General features: G+C 66.6%; 19 protein-coding genes and 1 riboswitch. Of the genes, 12 read left to right on the top strand and 7 right to left on the bottom strand.

From position 1 onward, the window contains the following. Positions 1–75: 75 nt before the first annotated feature. Both ACN0RC_RS00820 and mfd read right to left on the bottom strand, forming a co-directional pair. Positions 76–672 (bottom strand): gamma carbonic anhydrase family protein, encoded by a 597-nt coding sequence (locus ACN0RC_RS00820; RefSeq protein WP_417508164.1) that lies wholly within the window; start codon positions 670–672, stop codon positions 76–78. A gap of 40 nt (positions 673–712) precedes the next feature. Then, positions 713–4,240, bottom strand: coding sequence for a transcription-repair coupling factor (gene mfd, locus ACN0RC_RS00815; protein WP_417508163.1), 3,528 nt, complete (start codon positions 4,238–4,240; stop codon positions 713–715). A gap of 44 nt (positions 4,241–4,284) precedes the next feature. On the opposite strand from mfd, the gene ACN0RC_RS00810 reads away from it, so the two are divergent. From ACN0RC_RS00810 to ACN0RC_RS00775, 8 genes are all read left to right on the top strand, one after another. Next, positions 4,285–4,863 carry a GNAT family N-acetyltransferase gene (locus ACN0RC_RS00810; RefSeq protein WP_417508162.1) on the top strand — a complete coding sequence of 193 codons (579 nt, stop codon included), beginning with the start codon at positions 4,285–4,287 and terminating at the stop codon, positions 4,861–4,863. After that, complete coding sequence (locus ACN0RC_RS00805; protein WP_417508161.1) at positions 4,860–5,867, top strand: LacI family DNA-binding transcriptional regulator; 1,008 nt, start codon at positions 4,860–4,862, stop codon at positions 5,865–5,867. The genes ACN0RC_RS00810 and ACN0RC_RS00805 overlap by 4 nt, the downstream gene beginning before the upstream one ends. Before the next feature lie 36 nt (positions 5,868–5,903). Continuing rightward, on the top strand, positions 5,904–6,767 hold the full coding sequence (locus tag ACN0RC_RS00800) for an Fpg/Nei family DNA glycosylase (RefSeq protein ID WP_417508160.1): 864 nt from the start codon (positions 5,904–5,906) through the stop codon (positions 6,765–6,767). A gap of 53 nt (positions 6,768–6,820) precedes the next feature. Further along, positions 6,821–6,966: riboswitch (FMN riboswitch) on the top strand. Between the two features lie 50 nt (positions 6,967–7,016). After that, a complete protein-coding gene (gene ribD, locus ACN0RC_RS00795) occupies positions 7,017–8,054 on the top strand; it encodes a bifunctional diaminohydroxyphosphoribosylaminopyrimidine deaminase/5-amino-6-(5-phosphoribosylamino)uracil reductase RibD (protein WP_417508159.1) in 1,038 nt (345 codons plus the stop codon). After that, entirely contained in the window at positions 8,054–8,683 is a 630-nt protein-coding gene (locus tag ACN0RC_RS00790) for a riboflavin synthase (RefSeq protein ID WP_417508158.1), read from the top strand. Before ribD ends, ACN0RC_RS00790 begins: the two co-directional genes overlap by 1 nt. Beyond that, positions 8,680–9,954: a GTP cyclohydrolase II gene (gene ribA / locus ACN0RC_RS00785; protein WP_417508157.1), complete on the top strand. Its 1,275-nt coding sequence runs from the start codon at positions 8,680–8,682 to the stop codon at positions 9,952–9,954. Before ACN0RC_RS00790 ends, ribA begins: the two co-directional genes overlap by 4 nt. Next, complete coding sequence (ribH, locus tag ACN0RC_RS00780) at positions 9,951–10,427, top strand: 6,7-dimethyl-8-ribityllumazine synthase (RefSeq protein ID WP_417508156.1); 477 nt, start codon at positions 9,951–9,953, stop codon at positions 10,425–10,427. The genes ribA and ribH overlap by 4 nt, the downstream gene beginning before the upstream one ends. Positions 10,428–10,436: 9 nt before the next feature. Continuing rightward, a complete protein-coding gene (locus tag ACN0RC_RS00775; RefSeq protein ID WP_417508155.1) occupies positions 10,437–10,796 on the top strand; it encodes a Fe-S protein in 360 nt (119 codons plus the stop codon). A 22-nt stretch (positions 10,797–10,818) separates the two neighbouring features. Here the strand turns inward: ACN0RC_RS00775 and ACN0RC_RS00770 are convergent, their stop codons facing one another. Further along, the gene (locus ACN0RC_RS00770; protein ID WP_417508154.1) at positions 10,819–11,850 is read right to left on the bottom strand and encodes a S66 family peptidase; all 1,032 of its coding nucleotides are present in this window, start codon (positions 11,848–11,850) and stop codon (positions 10,819–10,821) included. A 90-nt stretch (positions 11,851–11,940) separates the two neighbouring features. Between ACN0RC_RS00770 and ACN0RC_RS00765 the strand changes: the two genes are divergently transcribed. After that, a complete protein-coding gene (locus ACN0RC_RS00765) occupies positions 11,941–13,848 on the top strand; it encodes an ABC transporter ATP-binding protein (protein ID WP_417508153.1) in 1,908 nt (635 codons plus the stop codon). 329 nt (positions 13,849–14,177) lie between these two features. Here ACN0RC_RS00765 and ACN0RC_RS00760 read toward each other — a convergent pair whose 3' ends face one another. Then, the gene (locus tag ACN0RC_RS00760; RefSeq protein WP_417508152.1) at positions 14,178–16,040 is read right to left on the bottom strand and encodes a phosphoenolpyruvate carboxykinase (GTP); all 1,863 of its coding nucleotides are present in this window, start codon (positions 16,038–16,040) and stop codon (positions 14,178–14,180) included. Between the two features lie 116 nt (positions 16,041–16,156). On the opposite strand from ACN0RC_RS00760, the gene ACN0RC_RS00755 reads away from it, so the two are divergent. Then, on the top strand, positions 16,157–17,599 hold the full coding sequence (locus ACN0RC_RS00755) for a helix-turn-helix domain-containing protein (RefSeq protein ID WP_417508151.1): 1,443 nt from the start codon (positions 16,157–16,159) through the stop codon (positions 17,597–17,599). A 58-nt stretch (positions 17,600–17,657) separates the two neighbouring features. Here ACN0RC_RS00755 and ACN0RC_RS00750 read toward each other — a convergent pair whose 3' ends face one another. Continuing rightward, on the bottom strand, positions 17,658–19,100 hold the full coding sequence (locus ACN0RC_RS00750) for a glyceraldehyde-3-phosphate dehydrogenase (RefSeq protein WP_417508150.1): 1,443 nt from the start codon (positions 19,098–19,100) through the stop codon (positions 17,658–17,660). A gap of 128 nt (positions 19,101–19,228) precedes the next feature. Here ACN0RC_RS00750 and ACN0RC_RS00745 point away from each other — a divergent pair, with 128 nt between their 5' ends. Continuing rightward, positions 19,229–19,879, top strand: a complete 651-nt coding sequence (locus ACN0RC_RS00745) for an HAD-IA family hydrolase (protein WP_417508149.1) — start codon at positions 19,229–19,231, stop codon at positions 19,877–19,879. A gap of 10 nt (positions 19,880–19,889) precedes the next feature. Here ACN0RC_RS00745 and murQ read toward each other — a convergent pair whose 3' ends face one another. Next, positions 19,890–20,852 carry an N-acetylmuramic acid 6-phosphate etherase gene (gene murQ, locus ACN0RC_RS00740; protein WP_417508148.1) on the bottom strand — a complete coding sequence of 321 codons (963 nt, stop codon included), beginning with the start codon at positions 20,850–20,852 and terminating at the stop codon, positions 19,890–19,892. A gap of 11 nt (positions 20,853–20,863) precedes the next feature. Beyond that, positions 20,864–21,958 (bottom strand): DUF998 domain-containing protein, encoded by a 1,095-nt coding sequence (locus ACN0RC_RS00735; RefSeq protein WP_417508147.1) that lies wholly within the window; start codon positions 21,956–21,958, stop codon positions 20,864–20,866. A gap of 201 nt (positions 21,959–22,159) precedes the next feature. Here ACN0RC_RS00735 and ACN0RC_RS00730 point away from each other — a divergent pair, with 201 nt between their 5' ends. After that, positions 22,160–23,812, top strand: coding sequence for a thiamine pyrophosphate-binding protein (locus ACN0RC_RS00730; protein WP_417508146.1), 1,653 nt, complete (start codon positions 22,160–22,162; stop codon positions 23,810–23,812).

Genomic DNA, 23,812 nt, shown 5'->3' with positions numbered 1-23,812 from the left:
ACACGGTTTCGACCGGCATTCGTGTTTTACACCGACACCTGTGCGAAGCCCGCGCACCTGTGCGAAGCCCCCGGCTCAGACCACGCGATCGTCGGCGTGCCGCGCGAGAGAAGTCGCATACCGCTCCGTGAGCTGCACCATCAGATCGGGTGTGTCCCGGTCGACGCCGAACACGTGCCCGGGAAAGTCCAGATCCGGCTGCGCATCGGCGATGGCATCCGCCTGACCAGGCGAGAACAGCTGCACGGGGTCTCCGACGGCGACCCACCCGATCGGCACCACCGTGCCCTCTGGAAGCACCGCACGGCGCGTCACGATCGCGTTCACTCGGATCTCGCAGCGCGGCCCGACGATCGAACCGTTGAACACACGAGCGCCCGAAGCGAAGAACACCTCCTCGCCGACGGTCGCACCGGCGATGCTCGCAAGAGTGCCCACGAGGGTGTGATTCCCGATGTGCACTGCGTTGGCGGCCGTGGCGCGGATGAGGGCGTTCTCCATCACGATCACGTGCTCGCCGAGCGTGATCGGACCGCCCTCGGCGGTGATCACGGCGCCATGCAGCACCTGGCAGCCAGGTCCGATCTGCACATCGCCTGAGATGACAGCGGTCGGCGCGATGACAGCAGTGTCATCGATGCGGGGCCGAGCCCCGAGGTGCTCGTACAACATGCCGCCAGACTAGCGCTGCGCGGCGCCGGCGTGCACGACTTCAGGAAGCGACCGGAGCCGGCTGCGGGAAAAGCGCGGTGAGCAGCTGCGACACCCACGGGAGGATCTCGGCATCCTGCGCGAGCGGTACGACGAGCGCCTCTCCCCCGGCGACGAGTTTCGCTTTCGGGTACAGGCGCTGCAGGCGCACCTTCATCGAGTCTTCGAGACGCGCCGGGGCCACGCGCAGGTTCGATCCCATGACGACGAGATCAGTCAGCCCTGCCGCGGCCGCACGACGGCGCAGGCGCGCAATCGCGATGAGCCCCTCGACTTCTTCGGGCAGCGCGCCGTAGCGGTCGGTGAGCTCTTCGATGACGAGATCGATCGCGTCATCCTTGGCGCTGAGAGCTGCTGCGGCTGACAGCTTCTGATAGGCCTCCAGGCGCAGCCGCTCGCTGTCGATGTAGGTCTCGGGGATACGAGCATCCACCGGGAGCTCCATCCGAAGCTCGATGTCTTCTCCGGTGTCTTCACCGCGGAAGTTCGCCACGGCCTCGCCGACCATGCGCAGGTAGAGGTCGAACCCGACACCGGCGATGTGACCGGCCTGTTCTCCGCCGAGCATGTTGCCCGCCCCGCGCAGTTCGAGGTCCTTCAGTGCGACCTGCATACCCGAGCCGAGGTCGTTGTTGATCGCGATGGTCTGCAGCCGGTCAGCGGCTGTCTCGGAGAGCGGCTTGGCATCGTCGTAGAGGAAGTACGCGTAGGCGCGCTCGCGCGCACGGCCCACGCGGCCTCGCAGCTGGTGAAGCTGCGAGAGACCGTACTTGTCGGCCTTGTCGATGATGATCGTGTTGGCGTTGGAGATGTCGAGTCCGGTCTCGACGATCGTCGTCGACACGAGCACGTCGTACTTGCGCTCCCAGAAATCATCGACGACCTGCTCGAGCTGGTGCTCGCCCATCCGCCCGTGGGCGACGGCGATGCGCGCCTCCGGCACGAGCTCAGCAAGCTCGCTCGCCACGCGCTGGATCGATTGCACCCGGTTGTGCACGAAGAAGACCTGTCCTTCGCGGAGGATCTCGCGCCGGATCGCGGCGGCGATCTGCTTGTCGCTTCGTGGACCGACGAAGGTGAGGATCGGATGCCGGTCCTCCGGCGGCGTCGCAAGCGTCGACATCTCACGAATCCCCGTGACCGCCATCTCGAGCGTGCGCGGGATCGGTGTCGCGCTCATCGCCAGGATGTCGACGTTGGTCTTCAGCTTCTTCAGCTTGTCCTTGTGCTCGACGCCGAAGCGCTGCTCCTCGTCGATGATCAGCAGCCCGAGGTCCTTGAACATCACCTGGTCGGTGAGGATGCGGTGGGTGCCGATGACCATGTCGACCGAACCGTCCAGGAGCCCCTCGAGCGTCAGCCTGGCGTCCTTATCGGTCTGGAAGCGCGAGAGCGCCTTGACCTTCACGGGGAATCCGGCGAAGCGCTCGGTGAAGGTCTCGAGGTGCTGCTTCACCAGCAGCGTGGTCGGCACGAGCATGGCGACCTGCTTGCCATCCTGAATCGCCTTGAACGCGGTGCGCACTGCGACCTCGGTCTTGCCGAAGCCGACGTCGCCCGAGAGCAGACGATCCATCGGAATCGGCCGCTCCATATCTGCCTTGATCTCATCGATCGTCTGCAGCTGATCGGGTGTTTCGGCGAACGGGAACGCCTCTTCGAGCTCGCGCTGCCACGGCGTGTCCGGCGAGAACGCGTAGCCCTTCGCCGCCATACGGGCCGAGTACAGCTTCACGAGCTCGACCGCGATATCGCGGACCGCCTTGCGTGCCTTGCTCTTGGCCGCCGACCAGTCGCTGCCGCCCATCTTCGACAGGCTCGGTGCTTCACCGCCGACGTACTTCGAGAGCAGGTCGAGCTGGTCTGTGGGCACGTAGAGCTTGTCACCGGGATAGCCGCGCTTCGACGGCGCGTACTCGAGCACGAGGTAGTCACGCGTGGTCTTGGTGGCATTTCGTCCGCCGGTGGAGACCTCACGCTGAGTCATCTCGACGAACTTCGCGATGCCGTGTGTGGCATGCACGACATAGTCGCCGTTCTTCAGCTGCAGCGGGTCGACGACGTTGCGGCGCCGCGAGGCGAGCTTCTTCACGACGCGCTGGTCGCCGCCGATCGTGCGACCGTAGAACTCGTTGTCGGTGAGGACGGCGAGCTTCGCCTCCGGCACCTGGAATCCGGACTCCAGAGATCCGAGCACGAGGGTTGCGACACCGGCATCCGGCGCATCCGTCAGCGTCTCGACGGGGCGGGCAGCCAGCCCCCGCTCCGAGAGGACGTCACGGGCGCGGTCGACGAGCCCGGTTCCGGATGCCACGACCACAACTCGCCACGCATCGGCGAGGCGGGCTGCGACGAAGTCGATCGCGCCATCGACGTTGCCATGGAAGGACGGGATGATCGACGCGTCGATGTTGGCGGCATCGTCGTCATCGCTCGCGAAGGGACTGAACCGCCACCAGACGCCATCGCGCTCCCGGACGATCTCGCGAAGCCTCGCGACGCTGAGGAAGTCCCCGGCGCCGAGATCGATGGGGGCGGATGCTCCGGACGTCGCCGCGCTCCACGCAGCATCCAGGAACTCGCGGTTCGTCTCACCGAGGCTCTGGGCGCGGGCGGTGGCTCGCTCAGGGTCGACGAGGGCGACCGCAGTACCGGGCGCGAAGTACTCGGCGAGAGACCTGAGGGGTCCGGCGACAGCTGGCAGCAGCGACTCCATACCTTCGACAGGAATGCCCTCTGACATCTTCTCGAGCATTCCCGCGATGGCAGGAAAGCCCGCGATGAGCGACCGTGCCTTGTCGCGCACCTCAGCCGTCAGCAGCAGCTCTCGGGTCGCCGGGAGTTCGACGAGCTCGATATCGCCTGGCAGCGACCGCTGGTCAGCGACCGAGAACGCGCGGATCTGGTCGATCTCGTCACCGAAGAACTCCACGCGGTACGGATGTTCGCTCGTCGGCGGGAAGACGTCGAGGATGCCGCCGCGCAGAGCGAACTCGCCACGACGAGAGACCATGTCCACCCGCGTATAGGCCCGCTCGACGAGCTGCTCGACGGCGTCATCGAGCTCGAGACCTCGTCCCCGCAGCGCGAGCGCGAGAGGAGCAGTGTCTCCGAGGTTGCCCGCGATCGGCTGAAGGGCCGCACGCACGGAGGCAACGACGATGAGCGGACGCTCGCCGGACCACGTCGTGATGCGGCGCAGGGTGTCCAGTCGCCGGCCGACCGTGTCGGCGCTCGGGCTGAGTCGTTCGTGGGGCAGTGTCTCCCAGGCGGGGAAGCTGAGGATCTCCGCATCGGGAATGAAAGACCCGAGAGCTGCGGCCAGCGATTCGGCGCGGCGCCCGGTCGGTGCGACGACGAGAAGAGATGCCGGATGCCCGGCGCTCGTGCGCTTGGCGAGGAGACCAGCGATCGTCGGAGCATCGAGTCCGTCGACGAGCCCGAGGTCGGCATCGGTCTGCGCCCAGGTGAGGGCGTCGTGGTACAGGGTTGCCTCTTCCAAGGCGCGCAGAATCCCGGGAACAGTCACCAGGTGAGTCTAATGGGCGCCTCAGACACCAGTACCCTGTCACGATGGAACCGATCACCCTGCACACCGATCGACTCGTCCTGCGCGCTCCCACCGCAGATGACGTGGACGCGATTTTCGAGGCCTGCCAGGATCCGGAGATCCCCCGCTGGACGACCGTTCCGAGCCCCTACACGCGAGCTGACGCCGAAGGTTTCGTCGAGCTGATCGCCCAGTGGTGGGCGGATGAGAGCCAGACCATCTGGGGCATCTACGCCGACGGCACACTTGTCGGCGTCGTCGGTCTGCATCACATCACGGCGCACGACGCGGGCGGTTCGACCGAACTCGGTTACTGGGCGACGGCTGCGGCGCGGCGCCAGGGTTTCATGGTCGAGGCATCCCGCGCTGTCATCGAGTGGGGGTTCGCCGAACTCGGGCTCGCGCGCATCACCTGGCGCGCGGTGGTGGGAAACATCCCCTCAGCCCGCACCGCCCGCGCGCTCGGATTCCGCTACGAGGGCACCATCCGCCAAGGGCTGACGAGCACACGCGGGCGCGACGACGGGTGGATGGCAGGCCTGCTGGCATCGGATGACCGCACGCCGACGGAATGGCCCGTGCCGCTCAAGGAGGACGAATGAGCGCGAGCATGACCGACGTGGCGAAGCTCGCCGGCGTCTCGCCGCGCACGGTCTCCAATGTCGTGAACGACTTCGTTCATGTGCGCGACACCACCCGCCAGCGTGTGCTCGCCGCGATCGACGAGCTGGGATACCGTCCGAACATCTCCGCTCGCCGCCTGCGCCAGGGACGCACGCGGATCCTCGGCTTCGCAGTGCCCGAGCTCTCCCAGCCCTACTTCGCCGAACTCAGCGAACTGGTCGAGATCGCCGCGCAGAAGCGTGGCTATACCGTCATCGCCACGCAGACCGGCGGCATCCGCGAGAACGAGGTACGAGCCCTCCGCGACCTCGGTTCGCACATCGTCGACGGGCTTGTCTTCTCGCCGATGTCGATGGAGCAGGACGAGCTCTACCGCACTCCCCCTAGTGTGCCCACCGTGCTCATCGGCGAGCAGATCTCGAGCTCGCGCTACACGAACATCGCCATCGACAACGTGGCAGCGACCGCGGACATCACCCGGCACCTGCTCGAGCGCGGCCATCGACGCATCGCCACGCTCGGCGCATATCACTCCGACGTCTACCGCAGCTCGCGCCTCCGGTTCAGCGGCTACCGCCAGGCACTCGACGATGCAGGCGTGCCCTTCGACCCCGACCTCGTGCTGTACACCGACCGTTTCGGAAGGCAGGCAGGGCTGGAGGGCATCGTGCAGGCATGGCAGGGCGGCACTCGCTTCGACGCTCTCGTCTGCTTCACCGACCTTCTCGCCTTCGGTGCGATCCGAGCCTTCGCCAACCTGGGCGTGCGCATACCCGACGACGTCGCGATCGCTTCGATCGATGACGTGCAAGAGGCAGAGTTCTCCGTTCCGTCACTGACGACGATCGCGCCGAACAAGCAGGCCATTGCTGATCAGGCCGTCGATTCGCTGCTCGCGCTGCTCGATGACAATGACCTGGAACCGACGAACGTCGACATCGATTACGAGCTGATCGTGCGCGAGAGCTCCGGACGGAACTGATCCCCGAACGTCCGACGGCAGTGGCAGGATGGGCGCATGCCCGAGATGCCTGAGGTGCAGGGGCTCGTCGACTTCCTCGGCGAGCGCGCAGTCGGGCACGCGATCACACGCACCAGCGTCGGCGAGATCGCGGCACTGAAGACCTACGATCCGCCGAACACCGCCCTGCACGGCGCGACGATCACTGCGGCGAGCAGACAGGGTAAATTCGTCGTCCTCTCCTGCGGAGATGAGCTGCATCTGGTGTTCCATCTCGCGAAAGCGGGCTGGCTGCGCTGGTACGAGCTGCTGCCGACGACACTGATCAAGCCGGGCAAATCCCCGATCGCGCTGCGCATCGCCCTCGATGACGACAGCGGCTTCGACCTCACCGAGGCGGGCACGAAGAAGTCGCTGGCCGTCTACGTCGTGCGCGACCCGCAGGATGTCCCCGGTATCGCGCGACTCGGTCCCGAACCGCTCAGCACCGATTTCACCCGCGACGCGTTCGCGGCGCTTCTCGAGGGCAAGCGGATGCAGATCAAGGGGCTGCTGCGCGACCAGAGCGTCATCGCGGGCATCGGAAACGCCTACAGCGATGAGATCCTGCACGCGGCGAAGATGTCGCCGTATGCGATCAGCGGCACGCTCGATCCGACCGAGGTCGACCGGCTCTACGACGCGATGCAGAGCACGCTGAAGGATGCCGTGTCGACAGCATCCGGCAAACCACCGGCCGACCTCAAAGACGCCAAGCGTTCCGGGTTCCGTGTGCACGCACGCCGGGGCGAAGCCTGCCCGGTCTGCGGCGACACTGTCCGCAGCGTGTTCTTCGCCGACCGCTCGCTGGAGTACTGCCCGACATGCCAGACCGACGGCAAGATCCTCGCGGACCGGCGCTTGTCGCGGTTGCTCAAATGACCTCGTGCGACGCGGAATGAATCCAGCACTCGCGCGTTGACTACACTGAGCATCAACGTGCTCCGGGGTCGGTGAGAATCCGAACCGGCGGTGACAGTCCGCGAGCGCTTCGGATTCCGAAGTGCTGATCCGGTGGAATTCCGGGACCGACGGTGATGCGAGAGAGATCTCGCTAGTCCGGAAGAGAGGCAGCACGATGCGCGCAAGCGCGACTTCTGTCATCCCCGGAGCCAGACCGAAGGACGACGGATGGCAGTGACCGGAGCAGAGCGCCACGCGATGACGCGCGCGATCGAACTCGCCGCCCGCGGTCCTCGCGGTGTCAATCCGCAGGTCGGTGCGGTGATCCTCTCCCCTGCTGGCGACGTCATCGCCGAGGGCTGGCACCGTGGCGCCGGCACCCCGCACGCTGAGGTCGACGCGCTCTCGAAGCTCGAAGACGGTGCCGCTCGCGGGGCGACAGCGGTCGTCACTCTCGAGCCCTGCAACCACACCGGACGCACGGGTCCCTGCGCGCTCGCGCTGATCAACGCGGGCATCGCGCGCGTCGTTTACGCCGAGAGCGACCCAGGTGACGCATCGAGCGGAGGCGCCGAGCGGTTGCGTACCGCCGGCATCGAAGTGCAGTCCGGAGAGCAGAAGGATGCCGTCGACACCCTGATCTCCGACTGGCTGACCGCGCATCGCCTGGGACGCCCGCACATCACGGTGAAGTGGGCGCAGAGTCTCGACGGTCGTGCGGCCGCCTCAGACGGCACCAGCCAGTGGATCACCGGCTCCGATGCGCGCGCCGACGTGCACCGCCGCAGGTCCGCCGCGGGAGCGATCATCGTCGGCACCGGCACCGTGCTCGCTGATGACCCCGCGCTCACAGCTCGCAACGGGGATGCCCTGTACGACCATCAACCGATCCCCGTGGTGATCGGCTCGCGCACGACGCCTGAGGATGCCGCACTGCGCAGCCATCCGCATGAACCGCTGTTCTACGACACACACGATCTGCACGCCGTCGTCGCCGATCTTCATGCCCGCGGCATCCAGAGCGTCTTCGTCGAGGGCGGTCCGATTCTTGCCAGCTCGTTCATCGCCGCGGGTCTCGCCGACCGCGTCCTCGCTTATATCGCCCCGGTGCTGCTCGGCGGCGATCGCCTGGCTCTCACCGATATCGGCGTCCCGACCATCGGCGCGGCGCGGCGCCTTGCCGTCGACGAGTGGAAGCCGCTCGGCGCGGACCTGCTCGTGATCGCGCACGTCATCGACGACGGACCCCAGGAAGGAACCCACTGATGTTCACCGGAATCATCGAAGAGATCGGCGAGATCACCGCTATCGTGCCGTCCGGCGACGGCTGGCGTCTGACGGTGCGCGCGGCGAAGGCCGCGCACGATGCCGTGCACGGCGAGTCGATCGCTGTCTCGGGGGTCTGCCTGACCGTGGTCGATTCTTCACCAGACACCTTCACCGTCGACGTCATGAAGCAGACGCTCAACGTCTCGGCGTTGGCGACGGCAGCTGTGGGAACGGCAGTCAACATCGAGAAGGCGATGCCGGTCGGCGCCCGCCTCGGCGGGCACATCGTGCAGGGACATGTGGACGGCACCGGTGTCGTGATCGATGTCCGACCCGGCGACCAGTGGAGCGTGCTGCGCGTCTCGCTCCCCGCAGACCTCGCACCGCTCGTCGTCGACAAGGGGTCGATCTCGATCGATGGCATCTCCCTCACCGTCAGCGCGGTGAGCGATGCCGGCGCAGAATCACACTGGCTCGAGGTCTCCCTCATTCCCGAGACCCTTGTCGCCACCACCCTCGGACGCCGCGTCATCGGCGACCGCGTCAACCTCGAAACAGATATCCTCGCCCGTCATGTCGAGCGCCTTCTGGCGTTCCGGGCCGCTCCGGAAGGAGGCTCGCGATGAGCCTGTCCACCATCGAAGAAGCTCTCGAGTCGCTGAAGGCAGGTCGCCCTGTCATCGTCGCCGATGATGAGGATCGCGAGAATGAGGGTGACATCATCCTGTCGGCCGAGCTCGCCACCCCCGAATGGGTCGCGTGGACCGTGCGCTGGTCGTCCGGCTTCATCTGCGCCCCGATGCCTTCTGATCTGGCCGATCATCTGAACCTTCCGCCGATGGTCGAGGCCAACGAGGATGCCCGCTCCACCGCGTACACCGTGAGTGTCGACGCCGCCGAGGGCGTCACGACCGGCATCAGCGCCTCCGACCGTGCGCACACTCTGAACGTTCTCGCAGACCCGGAGTCCACGGCAACGAGCGTCATCCGCCCCGGCCATGTTCTGCCGCTGCGCGCTGTCGATGGGGGCGTGCGGGAGCGCAGCGGCCACACCGAGGCCGCCGTCGACCTCATGAAGCTCGCGGGGCTGCACCCCATCGGGGCGATCGCCGAGGTCGTCGCCGAGGACGGCAGCATGATGCGTCTGCCCGGGCTACAGGAGCTCGGGCGGAGCAACAGCATCCCGGTCATCACGATCGAACAGCTCATCGCGCACCTGAACGTGATCGACCCGCTCTCCGAGCCGATCTCCTCCTCGCGCAGTGGCCGCCGCCGGGTGAGCCTGCGAGCGGATGCCACTGTGCCGACCGAGCACGGCACGTTCCGCTTCCTCGCGTACAAGGATCGCGTCACCGGAACCGACCACATCGCGGTCGTCTCGGGCGAGCTCGGCGAGACTGCGCTCGTGCGCGTGCACTCCGAGTGCCTGACCGGAGAAGCCTTCGGGTCGCTGAAGTGCGAGTGCGGGCCGCAGCTGGATGCCGCACTCGACGCGATCGAGCAAGACGGCGGCGTCGTCATCTACATGCGCGGCCACGAAGGACGCGGCATCGGCCTGATCAACAAGCTGCGCGCGTACAGTCTGCAGGAGGACGGCCTCGACACCGTCGATGCGAACCTCGCCCTCGGACTCCCCGCCGACGCGCGCGAATACGCCGCAGCCGCCGGCATCCTCAGCGACCTGGGCGTGTCGAAGGTGCGTCTGATGACCAACAACACCGACAAGGTGAGCAAGCTTCGCGAGCTCGGCCTCGATGTCATCGAGCAGGTGCCGCTGATCGTCGGCGTCGGACCCAACAACCACCAGTACCTCGAGACCAAGCGCGATCGCATGGGCCACATCATCGGTGAGAACGAACTCGCCGCGGCCCTCGCCGCAGGAAAGGACAACGCATGAGCGGCGTCGGAGCTCCCTCCCCTACCGAGAAGATCGACGGCACAGGTCTGCGCGTCATCGTCATCGCCGGCACCTGGCATGACGTCATCACGAACGGACTGATCGCCGGCGCCGAGCGCGTGCTCGCAGCATCCGGAGCGTCTTTCGACACCGTGCGCGTTCCCGGGTCCTTCGAACTCGCCATCGCCGCGCAGGCGGCATTCGCTGGCGGGGCGGATGCTGTGGTCGCACTGGGCGTCATCATCCGAGGCGGCACTCCTCACTTCGAGTACGTGTCGGCGGCGACCACCGACGGGCTCACGCGCGTCTCCCTGGATGCCGGAAAGCCAGTCGGATTCGGCGTGCTCACTCTCGACGATGAACGGCAGGGGCTGGACCGGGCAGGCTTGGAAGGATCGAAGGAGGACAAGGGCGCTGAGGCCGCGGATGCCGCGCTGCGGACAGCGTTGGTCGCCAGGGCTCTTCGCGGCTAGGGTGAGGGCATGGAGACCCTGCGCCACATCGTTCTTTTCGTCCACCTCATCGGCTTCGCCACGCTCTTCGGATCGTGGGCCGTGCAGGCTTTCGGAGGCAAGCGCCAGTTCACCAGCCTGATGAACACCGGTATGGCGATTGCGGCCGTCGGCGGTCTCATCCTCGCCGCCCCGTGGGGTCTACCAGAGGGCGTCGAGATGAACTACGCCAAGATCGGCACCAAGCTCGTGATCCTGCTCATCATCGGTGCCCTTCTCGGCATTGGCCTCAGCAAGCAGCGCAAGAACCAGAATGTCGCACCGGCCCTGTTCTGGCTCGTCGGCGTGCTGACGCTCGTCAACGCCGGTATCGCTGTTCTCTGGACCTGATCGGCAGGGCTGTACAGCGCAATCAGTAGCGGGCGAACACCTTCTGCTGCGCGCCGTCGAGCACCATCCGGCCGCCGTAGGGCACGATCCACTGCGGCCGGGTGTGCCCGAACGGCACACCGACGCACACGACAGCATCCGGGTTGTAGCGGGCGACCGTCTCGATCACGACGTCACGCTGGGCGGCGCGCAGTGCGTCTGCCTCGGCCGCGGACGGGAGGAACTCGAAGTCGCTGACCGGCGGGCGGGCGACGATGACTCCGGCGACAGCCGCGAGGATGCCGCGCTCCCCCAGTCCGCGCAGCCAACGTGCAACCCATCCAGCCGGCGGACGCTCCTCGCTGGTCTCCAGGAGCAGGATCACGCCTTCGAGCTCGCTTGCGGGCGGCAGACGGTCCACGAAGGCGAGCCCGTCGAGCACCTCGAGACATCCGCCCCAGGTGCGGCCTTCGACGCGCTCCGCGGGGCCCGCCCAGGTCCACTGGTCGGTCGGGATCCTGTCGCCGTATTCGGTGAGCGCGCGCGGATCTTCCCAACGCTTGCCCACGTCTTCGGACTCCCCAGGTTCGGTGAGCTCGATCTCGCCACCGTCGAGAAGGGCTGCGCGCAGGGACCGCAGGTGGATGTCATCGACAGCGGGACCTGGGCCGAGATGCACGGCGGTCGACCCGCCGTAGAAGCCCTCCACACCGTGGTGCCATAGCCAGTCGAGGATGTTCGTATTGTCGCTGTAGCCGATGAACGGCTTCGGGTCGGCGATCGCGAATGCGGCATCCAGATGCGGGACCACGAGAATCTGGTCGTCCCCGCCGATCGTGGCGAGAATCGCCCGGATGCTCGGATCGGCGAACGCCGCATTGACATCGGCCGCGCGTGCTTCGGGGCTCGCTCCGAGCTGACGGGTGGTGGGGTACTCAACCGGAACAAGACCCGTCAGCTCGGTGAGCCGCCGCAGCGCCTGCTCGTGCAGCTCTGGTGCCACCGCAGGGGCGGCGAAGGATGGCGAGAGGACGGCGACGCGGTCACCGGGAACGAGCTTGGGCGGTGTCAGCATCCGTCCATTCTGCCCGCTCGCTGTCAACGCGCGCCTATCTGGAGGAAGTACGGTCGTAGGTAACCCCTTTTACTCAGATCGAGGTCTCGCATGTCTCGTACGGCGCCCACTCGCCGACGCGGACGCGGTGCGCCGCACGACGGCCCGCGCGCCACGTTCCGTCAGCTTCTCCCCTTCCTCTTCGAGCACAAGCGCACGCTGATCGTCGTCGCGGTGCTCAGCGTCGTCGGCGCCGCCACCTCACTCGTGCAGCCACTGCTGGTCGGACAGGTGATCAGCGCCGTGCAGACGAATCAGACCCTGGGCATGCTCGTGTGGGCGCTCGTCGGGTTCGTGGTGATCTCCTCCGTCATCTCGGGATACCAGCACTACCTGCTGCAGCGCACGGGAACGGCCGTCGTGCATTCCAGCCGCCGCCAGCTCATCGCCCGTATCCTGCACCTGCCGGTCCGCGAGTTCGACGCCCGCCGCACCGGTGACCTCGTCTCACGCGTCGGCACCGACACGACACTGCTGTACGCCGTGCTCACCCAAGGACTGGCGGATGCCGTCGGCAGCACGGTCCTCTTCGTCGGCGCACTGATCGCGATGCTCATCATCGACCCCATCCTGCTGCTGATCATCGTGGTGGTCGTCGGCATCTCACTTACCGTCGTCGTGGTCCTCGGCGGACGCATCCGCACGGCATCATCCGCTCAGCAGGTGAAGGTCGGCGAACTGGCATCTGCCGTCGAACGCGCTGTCGGCTCGATCCGCACCGTGCGGGCGTCAGGGGCGACCGAACGCGAGACAGAGGCGGTCTCAGGGCTCGCGAAGGATGCGTACGGCATCGGCGTGCGCATCGCCAAAGTCTCGGCGCTCGTGGTGCCGATCTCGGGCGTCGCCCTGCAGCTCTCGCTGCTCGCCGTGCTCGGAGTCGGCGGCTTCCGCGTCGCTGCGGGGGCACTCACCGTGGCGTCCCTCATCACGTTCGTGATGTTCCTGTTCATGCTGCTCATGCCGCTCGCGACGACCTTCGGGGCGATCACTTCGGTGAACCAGGCGCTCGGAGCACTCGGTCGCATCCAAGAGGTCCTTGATCTCCCGACCGAGGACCAGGATGACGCAGCGATCGCGGCATCCGTGACCGACACTTCGACAGGCTCAGTGAGCGCGAACGGTGCGACACCCGCGCTGTCGTTCCACGACGTGCGCTTCCGCTACCCCGACGCCGTCATCGCCGCACGCGAGGCGGCGACGAAGGAAGCCCGCACGCTTCTGGTCGACGCGCACCTGGAGCGCACAGAAGAGGCATTGGATGCTGAGGCACCCACCGGCCACGACGTGCTCCGCGGCGTCTCGTTCAACGTGCCACGCGGTGCACGGGTGGCTCTGGTCGGGCCCAGTGGCGCGGGCAAGAGCACGATCCTGTCTCTCGTCGAGCGCTTCTACGACCCGACCGGCGGCAGCATCCGCCTGGATGGACACGACATCCGCACCTACCCGCGCGCCGAGCTGCGCGCGCACTTCGGCTACGTCGAGCAGGATGCCCCCACACTCGCCGGCACACTCGCCGACAATCTGCGTCTGGCCTCGCCCGACGCGACGGATGCCGACTGCGAGCGGGTGCTGCGCGCCGTGAACCTCGGCGATGTGCTCGAGCGCGGGCCGCTGGGTCTTCAGACGCCGGTGGGAGAAGACGGCGTCATGCTCTCCGGCGGTGAGCGCCAGCGCCTCGCGATCGCCCGTGCGCTGCTGACCGAAGCTCCGATCCTGCTGCTCGACGAATCGACCTCGTCCCTTGACGGAGTGAACGAGCAGCGCATGCGCGAAGCCATCGATGCCGTATCTGCCGACCGCACGCTCGTCGTGATCGCCCACCGGCTCGCGACGGTCGTCGACAGTGATCTGATCGTCGTGCTGCAGGACGGCGAGGTCGTCGGAAGCGGCACGCACATCGAGCTCGTCGAACAGGTTCCGCTGTACCGGGATCTCGCCCGGCATCAATTGCTGGCGTAAGGCCCTCGACTCGCAGCATCCGAACCTGCACCTGTTGCGCTTGACGGACGCTGTTGCGCATGTCGGAGTTTTTCAGCCAGAACCTCCGCCGAGCGCAACAAGCTCCGCCGAGTGCAACACCTCGGTCGCAGATATCCGGTCACAGGGGTGCGGGCCTGTCCCGATCTGCTGACTGATTCCCCCGAAACGTCAGCAGAACCCGGACAGGCCCGGCTGATCGGGCGCGTGCGCCCGGCTATCTCGCGGCAGCAGGATGGCGGGACCACTCAGCCATGGGTCATCCCAGTCATCCCGCCGCCGCGGGTCTCAGTGAGACTGCAGATGCAGCCTCAAGCTTGTGCGAGGCGGTAGCGCAGCGAAGCGAGCTCGGTGCGCAGTGCCGCCGGAAGGGTGTCACCGAAGGTGTCGTAGAACGCCTCGGTCGAGTCGGCTTCGGCCGCCCAGGCCACCGGGTCCACCTCGAAGAGTTCCTCGAGGTCCTTCTCAGGCACATCCACGCCGTCGAGGTTGAGGTCCGAGGTCACGGGCAAGCGACCGATCGGGCTGTCGATCGCGGTGACCTCGCCGCTGATACGACGGATGATCCAGTCGATCACGCGGGAGTTGTCGCCGAATCCTGGCCACAGGAAGCGGCCGTCGGAACCGCGACGGAACCAGTTGACCTGGAAGATGCGCGGGGCACGATCGAAGCGCAGCGACCGGCCGACCTTCAGCCAGTGCGCGAAATAATCGCCCATGTTGTAACCGCAGAACGGCAGCATCGCGAAGGGGTCGCGGCGCAGTTCACCGACGGTTCCCTCAGCTGCGGCAGTGCGCTCCGAAGAGATGGTCGATCCGAGGAAGACGCCGTGCGTCCAGTCCGTGGCTTCAACGACGAGAGGTACGTTGCTCGCGCGGCGACCGCCGAACAGAATGACATCGAGCGGGACTGCCTCTTCCCAGTCATCCGAGATCTGCGGGCACTGCGCCGCGGCAACGGTGAACCGCGAGTTCGGGTGCGCAGCAGGGCGACCGGAGTCGGGCGTCCAGTCATTGCCCTCCCAGTCGATGAGGTTCGCCGGCGGAGCATCGGTCAGCCCCTCCCACCAGACATCGCCGTCCGGGCGGAGCGCGACGTTCGTGAAGATCGTGTTGCCCCAGAGCGTTTCGATGGCGGTGACGTTGGTCGACTCGCCCGTGCCCGGTGCGACGCCGAAGAAGCCGGCCTCGGGGTTGATGGCCCACATGCGGCCGTCTTCACCAGGGCGGATCCAGGCGATATCGTCGCCGAGAGTCTCGACCTTCCAGCCGGGGATGGTCGGGCGCAGCATCGCCAGGTTCGTCTTGCCGCACGCTGAGGGGAAGGCGGCAGCCACGTGGTAGGCCTTGCCTGCGGGGTCGACGACCCGGATCAGGAGCATGTGCTCGGCGAGCCAGCCCTCGTCGCGGGCGATGACCGACGCGATCCGCAGCGCGAAGCACTTCTTGGCGAGGATGGCGTTTCCGCCGTAACCGGAGCCGTAGGAGTAGACCTCGAGAGTGTCGGGGAAGTGCACGATGTACTTCTCGTCGCTGCACGGCCACTCGACATCCTTCTCACCCGGGGCGAGCGGGGCGCCGACCGAGTGAACGGTCTTGACCCACGGCTTGCCCTCGGCGATCTGACGGGTGACCGCGTCTCCGACGCGGGTCATGATGCCGATGGATGCCACGGCGTAGGCGCTGTCAGTGATCTGCACGCCGATGTGCGAAAGAGGACCGCCGACGGCGCCCATCGAGAACGGCACGACGTACATCGTGCGGCCGCGCATGGAGCCCTCGAAGATCTCGTCCATCTTCTTGTGCATCTCGGTGGGCTCAGCCCAGTTGTTCGTGGGGCCGGCGTCCTTCTCTTTCGCAGAAGCGATGAAGGTGCGCGCCTCTGTGCGAGCGACATCGCTCGGGTGCGAGCGGGCGAGGTACGACCCGGGACGCCACTCGGGGTTGAGCTTGATGATCTTGCCCTCATCGACGAGCCCGCGCAGAATCGCGTCGTTCTCGGCGGCAGAGCCGTCGACCCAGTGCACCGCGTCGGGCTGAGTGAGCTCGGCGATCTCATCCACCCAAGCCTGAAGGTCGGCCATGGCAGGCGTGTCATAGGTTGGAGCCGCTCCCAGGGTTCGCACTGCGGTAACCGCCGGAACGCGAGGGGTGAAGGTCTCAGCCATGGCCATGTCTACTCCTTGGTGATCGAAGAGATCGGTGTATGCCTCCATTCTGCGCAACGTAGGCGGGCACTTTCGGTCGATTCGGCTCTAAAGAAATGCGTTTCTTTCGCTATGATCAAGGAATGAGCAGCTCCGGCATCCATCTCACGACTCTCGGACACCGCATCCGCCACCACCGCGTGGCTCAGGGCTTCACCCTCGACGAACTCGGCGCGCGGGTCGGCGTCGCGGGCTCCCAGCTGAGCCTCATCGAGAACGGCAAGCGCGAGCCCAAGCTCTCCCTGCTGCAGGCCATCGCGCAGGCGACCGGCACCGAAGTCTCGGACCTCATCTCCGACGAGCCGCCGAACCGGCGCGCAGCGCTGGAGATCGAATTGGAGAAGGCGCAGGCGAGCCCGGTGTTCCGCCAGCTCGGCATCGACCCCGTGCGCGTGTCGAAAGGCATGCCGGACGAGACCATCGAGTCGATCCTCGGCCTGCACCGTGAGCTGCAGCGCCGCGAGCGCGAAGCCATTGCGACTCCGGAAGAGGCCAGGCGCGCGAACACCGAGCTGCGGCTGCGCATGCGCGCGCAGAACAACTACATCGGCGATATCGAGAAGCTGGCAGAGAAGCAGCTCAAGTCTGCCGGGCACGTCAGCGGTGCACTCACCCACCGCACCGTGATCATCATGGCCGAGAAGCTCGGCTTCGAGCTGATCTACGTGAACGATCTGCCGAAATCCACCCGCTCGGTCACCGACCTCGAGAACAGCCGGATCTACTTGCCACCGGCATCCATTCCAGGTGGTCACGGCCTGCGCTCAATGGCACTCCAGGCGATGGCGCACCGCCTTCTCGGCCACAAGCCGCCGACCGACTACGCCGACTTCCTGCAGCAGCGTCTCGAGATCAACTACTTCGCAGCGGCGTGCCTGATCCCCGAGACTGCGGGTGTCGCCTTTCTGCAGCAGGCGAAGAAGGACCGCAATCTCGCTGTCGAGGACTTTCGCGACGCATTCGGTGTCACGCACGAGGCCGCAGGCATGCGCATGACCAACCTCATGACCGAGCGCCTCGGCATGAAACTGCACTTCTTGCGGGTCGACCAGACCGGTGCGATCACTCGCGTGTACGAGAACGACGATCTGCCTCTGCCGATGGACGTGACCGGTGCAGTGGAGGGGCAGCCGGTGTGCCGCAAGTTCCAGGCGCGGGCGGCTTTCACGCAGCAGAACCGCACGACTGAGCGCCACCAGTACACGGACACTCCGTCGGGGACCTTCTGGTGTGCGACACAGACCGGATCAGGCAGCGACGGCGAATACTCGGTCACCGTGGGCGTGCCATTCGACGACGCACGCTGGTGGCGCGGAAGGGAGACCGCTGATCGCGCCGTGTCGACGTGCCCGGATGAGGCATGCTGCCGTCTGCCCTCCCCCGAGCTCGCCGGGCACTGGGCAGGACGCTCGTGGCCGAGCGCGCGCGTGCACACCCACATGTTCTCGCCGCTCCCCCGAGGCGCGTTCCCCGGTGTGGACGCCAGCGAGGTCTACTCGTTCCTCGACCGCCACGCCGCCGAGTAGGCGCTAGCCGTTTTCGCCCGCGCGCCGAGGAAACGGCGGGCAGCGCGGCGCGAGACCCTCAGACTTCCAGAGTCACCTCGCGGCGCGTCGGCAGCACGATCGGGTGCGAGCCCGCCATCACTTCGAGCACGCGGATCACCTGGCACGAGTAGCCGTACTCGTTGTCGTACCAGACGTACAGCACGACGTCACGGTCGTTCGCGATGGTTGCGAGCCCGTCGACGATGCCGGCGCGGTGCGAGCCGACGAAGTCCGTCGAGACCACTTCGGGTGACTCGACGTAGTCGATCTGCTGGCGCAGCTTCGAGTGCAGGGAGACGCGGCGCAGGTAGTCGTTGAGCTGGTCCTTCTGCGCCGGCCGCTCCAGCGTCAGGTGGAGCACGGCGAGCGAAACATCAGGGGTGGGAACACGAATCGCCGACCCGGTGAGTTTTCCCTCGAGCTCTGGCAGCGCCCGCGCCACAGCCTTCGCCGCACCCGTTTCAGTGATGACCATGTTCAGCACTGCGGAGCGTCCGCGTCGGTCGCCGGTGTGGAAGTTGTCGATGAGGTTCTGGTCGTTCGTGAACGAGTGCACTGTCTCGACGTGTCCGCGCACGATGCCGTATGCCTCGTCCATGGCCTTCAGAACCGGCGTGATCGCGTTGGTCGTGCAGGATGCCGCCGACACGATGCGGTCGCCGTCTTCGATGGTCGCATCGTTGATGCCGTGCACGATGTTCTTCAGGTTCCCCTTGCCAGGAGCGGTTAGCAGCACTCGTGCCGCCCCCTTCGCCTCGAGGTGACGAGAAAGGCCCTCTTCATCGCGCCAGCGCCCGGTGTTGTCGACGATGATCGCGTCGCGGATGCCGTAGCCGGTGTAGTCGATGGATGCCGGATCGTTCGAGTAGATCACCTGAATGCGCGTGCCGTTGGCGATGATCTGCTCGGCGTCCTCGTCCACCGTGACGGAGCCGGCGAACTTGCCGTGCACTGAATCGCGCAGCAGCAGCGAAGCGCGCTTGACGAGGTCATTCTCCGCGCCGCGTCGCACGACGATCGCGCGCAGGCGCAGTCCGCTGCCACCGCTGTTATGCGCGATGAGGATGCGGGCGAGCAGGCGTCCGATTCGGCCGAAGCCGTAGAGCACGACGTCGGTGGGGTCTGCGGGCGTCGCGCCCATCGCCGGTGCGAGCACCTCACGGAGGTACTCGTCCAGCGGTGCATCGGTTCGTCCCGCGACAAGACGCGCGACGTCGATCGAGGACGCTCCGGGCGCCAGCTCACGCAGCCCTTCGAGCACCGCGAGGGTCTCTTCGAGGGCGAGCTCTTCATGCCCGAGCTGCGCCACGCGCTCGTGCAGCTCGATGATGCCCGTTGTGGACAGTCCGAGCAGTCGGTGCCCGTGCAGCGAGGTCACGACCTCCCGATCACGGCGGAGTCCACCGACGAGGGGAACCATCTGTTCTGCGAGTTCTTCCTTGGCTTTCCAGTCATCACTGTGTGCCGCGAAGTCGTTCATCTGCGTCCTTGCATGTCTGAGCGCACCGAAGATCGTCCGGCGCGCAAGTTGCCGGGTGAAGCTTCGGGGGATGCCTCCAGGATACTGCGAAGCGCGAGGCGGTGATGCACCCCGGCTAGCCTGGATCCATGACCACCACTCTCTTCGCCCGCGCCGCGCTCCTGGACATGGATGGCACGCTCGTCGACTCGACCGCGGTTGTCGAGCGCCTGTGGTGGGAGTGGGCAGCGCCCCACGGCCTCGACCAGGACACTGTGCTCCAGACCGTCCACGGCCGCCAGGGCTGGCAGAGCATGTCGATGCTCCTTCCCGACCGTGACCACGCGATAAACCTGGAAGAGAACCAGCAGATGCTCGCCCGCGAGAGCGCCGAGACCGACGGCGTCATCGAGATCCCCGGGGCCGCAGCGCTTCTGAGTGCGCTCCAGGGCGTGCCCCACGCGATCGTCACCTCCGCCGACGTCGCGCTCATGAACGCCCGGATGGGCGCTGCCGGACTGCAGATCCCCACACTCGCGATCACCGCGGAGCGCGTCTCGAACAGCAAGCCCGATCCGGAGGGCTTCCTGCTCGCCGCATCCGCTCTCGGCATCGCCGCTGCCGACTGCGTCGTCTTCGAAGACTCCGGCGCGGGTATTCGCGCGGGGATCGACGCCGGTATGACAGTCATCGGCGTCGGACCGCACGCACCGTCATTCGGCCCGGCGCATCACGTCGATGACCTCACGCAGGTCGAGCTCGCCGCGAGCGATGACGGGTTCAAAATTCGGATCAGCTGAGCGGTCGCCGTCAGGCGAGCGCGGCGATCGCCTCGCGCAGGATCCCGTCAGCATCCGCCAGCGCAGCCTTCGCGCGCTCCGGGTCAGCGCCGGTCACCAGCATGAGCACAGCGAGCTTCACCGAGCCATCCGCCGCGCGCAGCGCGGTCGACGATTCCTCGATCCCGGCCCCCGAGAGCTGCGCGACAGTGCGGACGGACCTCGCGTGCAGCTTCTCGTTCGTCGCGATGAGGTCGACCATCACACCGCGATAGGTCTTGCCGAGCTTGATCATCGACAGCGTGGTCAGCATGTTGACGACGAGCTTCTGCGCGGTGCCCGATTTCAGGCGCGTCGAAGCGGAGATGTACTCGGGACCTGTGACGACCTCGATCGCGATCTCCGCCACGGCTCCGATCTCGGAATGCGCGTTCGACGAGATCGCCACCGTGAGCGCGCCGACGCCGCGTGCGTATTCGAGCCCGCCGATGACGTAGGGCGTGCGCCCGGATGCCGAGATGCCCACGACCGTGTCACGATGGGTGAGTTCGAGTTCGCGCAGCGCCTGCGGCGCAGCATCCGCATCGTCTTCGGCATTCTCGACGGCGTTGCGGATCGCCCTCTCGCCACCCGCGATCAGACCGACCACCATCGAGGGCTCGGTCCCGAACGTCGGCGGACACTCACTCGCGTCGAGTACGCCGATGCGTCCGGCAGTTCCTGCGCCGATGTAGATGAGGCGACCACCGCGGCGGAAGCGTGCGGTGATACCGTCGACGGCCAGCGCGATGACATCGGCGCGCTCGGCGACAGCGACGGGCACGCGCTGATCTTCTTGATTCATCTGATGCACGAGCTCGACGGTGCCCTGCAGGTCGAGGTCGCCGCGCTCGGTGGTCACCGCCTCGGTGCTGAGCGTCGAGAGCACGCCGAGCAGCTCGGTCAGACGGGAGGAATCCGCTTCGGGGGCAGTCTCATCGGGCACGGTGCACATCAGGGACCTCGTCAGAGGCGTACGACCTCTTCGTCTGCTGACGCAGTTTCTGCGGTCGCCCGCAGGAACACGATGATCCAGCTGAAGATGAGGATCGCGGCGATCAGCTCGACGGCGGTGAGGTTGTAGTAGCCCGTCGCGAAGAAGATCACCACGAGCATGATCACCGCAACATAGATGTATCCGAGTGTGACGAACACCTTAGAGACCGACGGCACCAGCCACGGCAGTGCGATGACCACGATGCCGAACGACACCACCATGCCGGTGGCCACGGTGTTGTGCACGAGGAAGAACTTGTCGACAGGGAAGATGCCCACGCAGGTGAGGAAGATGCCCATGAGGATGAGACCGATGCGCACGACGTGGCGCCGGCGGATGGCCTTCGGGTCTCCGACGGGCAGCTCCGAGGTCGCATAGCGCGCGATGATCGTCACGATGACGCCGGCAACGATCACGGTTCCGTTGAAGACCCACGACGAGTCGTTGCTGGCCATGCCCAATGCCGAGAGGTTGTCCTGCCACCAGTGCGCGTCGGTGGCCGTGAGCATGCTGGCGAACGCGCCCACGACCAGGAAGATCGCCAGCACGAGCGACAGCGTCATCGGTGTCAGCGATGCGGAGCTCAGGAAGCAGATGTATGCGGTCAGCGCAAAAGCGACGGCGACCAGGATCGCTCCGGGAAAGTCGAAGACCGGAGCGCCAGTGAAACTGAGTTCGAGCAGCGAAGAGACGCCCCACCATCCCAGGAATGCCGTCGATGCGTAAGCGAGCGCGATCGCGGCGATGTCGTACCAGCGCAGGCGATCATCGTGCATCTTCAGCCCGTCCGCACGGGTCTTCATGCCGATTTCGCGCGCCACGACGTACCTGCCCAGCAGCACGGAGAGAACCGCGACCACCGCACCGCCGATTGCGGCGTACATACCGATCGAGCCTGCTCCCGTGATGCTGAGTTCGCGCCCCCAGAAGATGATGAGCGCGACGAGGAAGCCGAGAGCGAAGAACACGGCGCCGACCAGCAGAGCGGCACTCTCAAGAGTGATCACGCCTGTGCGCGAAGCGTGCTGCAATCGCTGCAGGAATGATGAGGTCGAGGTTGTCATAGTCAGGCCGTCCCGGTGAGGTCAAGGTGGTCCCCAGCGTAGCGGGGCCGCATGCTCAGCAGCGGTTTGGCCAGCGGCAGTAGAATCGAGTCGTCCGGCCGAGCCGGTGCTCGAAAAATGGGCACGACGCCGACGTCGCAGCGATGCGATGCGCGAGACACATACGGAATCCTTCACCGATACCGTCTCGAAAGGCTTGCCATGCCCTCGGTTTCCGCACACGTCGCTCTCACTCTTGCTCAGCACATTGATGCCGTCTTCGGCGTGATGGGCAACGGCAACGCTTACTTCCTCGATGCCTTGGAGCGCGAGACCACAGCGGAATTCACCGCGGTACGACATGAGCAGGGTGCGGTCGTCGCGGCTGATGCCCACTACCGTGCCTCCGGCCGTATCGCTGCGGGGACGGCGACGTACGGCGCGGGCTTCACTAATACGCTGACGGCTCTCGCGGAGTCCGTGCAGGCGCGCGTTCCGCTCGTTCTGGTCGTCGGCGATGGGCCGACGTCTGGCCCGCGCCCGTGGGATGTGGATCAGATCGCACTGGCTTCGGCGGTCGGCGCCCGCACCTACACGGTCGGACATGCGGATGCCGCGGCGACAACGGTCATCGCCATCGAACACGCCCTCACCTACCGCGTGCCGGTCGTGCTTGCGATCCCCTACGACGTCGCCTCGCGAGAGGCGGGGCCGGTCCCGGACGTCCCTTCCCCCCGCGTGCCCTCCGCCCCTGAGCCAGAGGGCGCATTTGCCGAAGGGATGCTGGATGAGATCGCTGCTGCGCTGCGCGATGCGAAGCGGCCGTTCCTACTCGCCGGACGCGGCGCGTGGCTCTCGGGAGCAGGCGAGGCCCTCGGGGCTCTGGCTGACGCGACCGGTGCGCTGACAGCATCCACCGCCCTCGGGCGAGGCGTGTTCCCCGCTGCGGAATTCGATCTGGGCGTCACCGGCGGATTCGGCGCAGACGGAGCAATGTCGCTGGTTCACGATGCCGACGTCGTGGTCGTCTTCGGCGCCGCGCTCAATCAGTTCACGATGCGCTTCGGCGAGCTGTTCGCTCCGGGAACCCGGGTGTTCCAGGTGGATGTCGCACCGGCTGCGACGCACGCCCACGTGGGCGGCTTCGTGCGAGGCGATGCCCGAGTGGTTGCGGAAGCTCTGGTCGGCCGGCTCAGCCGCACGAGCTTCGCAGGAGTGTCGTGGCGGGAGACAGTCGACGCGGCGGCGGAACGTGCGTATGACGCCGGCGACGATCTGGCCCCGGACGGCCGCATCGATCCCCGCTCGGCCGCCCGCCGCATCGCCGAACTTCTGCCCGAGGACCGCATCGTCGTCTCAGACGGCGGGCACTTCATCGGCTGGGCCAACATGTACTGGCCCGTCGCGGCGCCCGATCGCATGATGATGGTCGGCACCGCCTTCCAGGCGATCGGCCAGGGATGGCCGAGTGTCGTCGGCGCAGCGCGCGCACGGCCGGAATCGACCATCGTCCTGACCACCGGAGACGGCGGCGGCCTGATGGCGATCGCCGATCTGGAGTCAGCCGTGCGGGCTGCCGGCGGTCGCGGCTGCGCGGTGGTGTGGAACGACGCCGCGTACGGCGCCGAGGTTCACCTGTACGGGCTCAAAGGTCTCGCCGAGGAGCCGATGCTGATTCCCGAGGTCGACTTCGCGGCGTTCGCCGCGGCGGTCGGCGCCGAGGGGGTCGCCGTGCGCACCCTCGGTGACCTCGACCGCCTTGCGAGCTGGGCAGCGCAGCCCGTGGCCGAGCGCCCATTCCTGCTGCTGGATCTGCGCATCTCCCCCACGGTCATCGCGCCGTACCAGCAAGAGGTCATCCGTGTGAACTCCTGA

Origin of the sequence: Microbacterium sp. (assembly GCF_048259935.1) — a bacterium.
Classification (GTDB): domain Bacteria; phylum Actinomycetota; class Actinomycetes; order Actinomycetales; family Microbacteriaceae; genus Microbacterium.
This window is presented reverse-complemented; position numbering and strand designations above follow the sequence as displayed.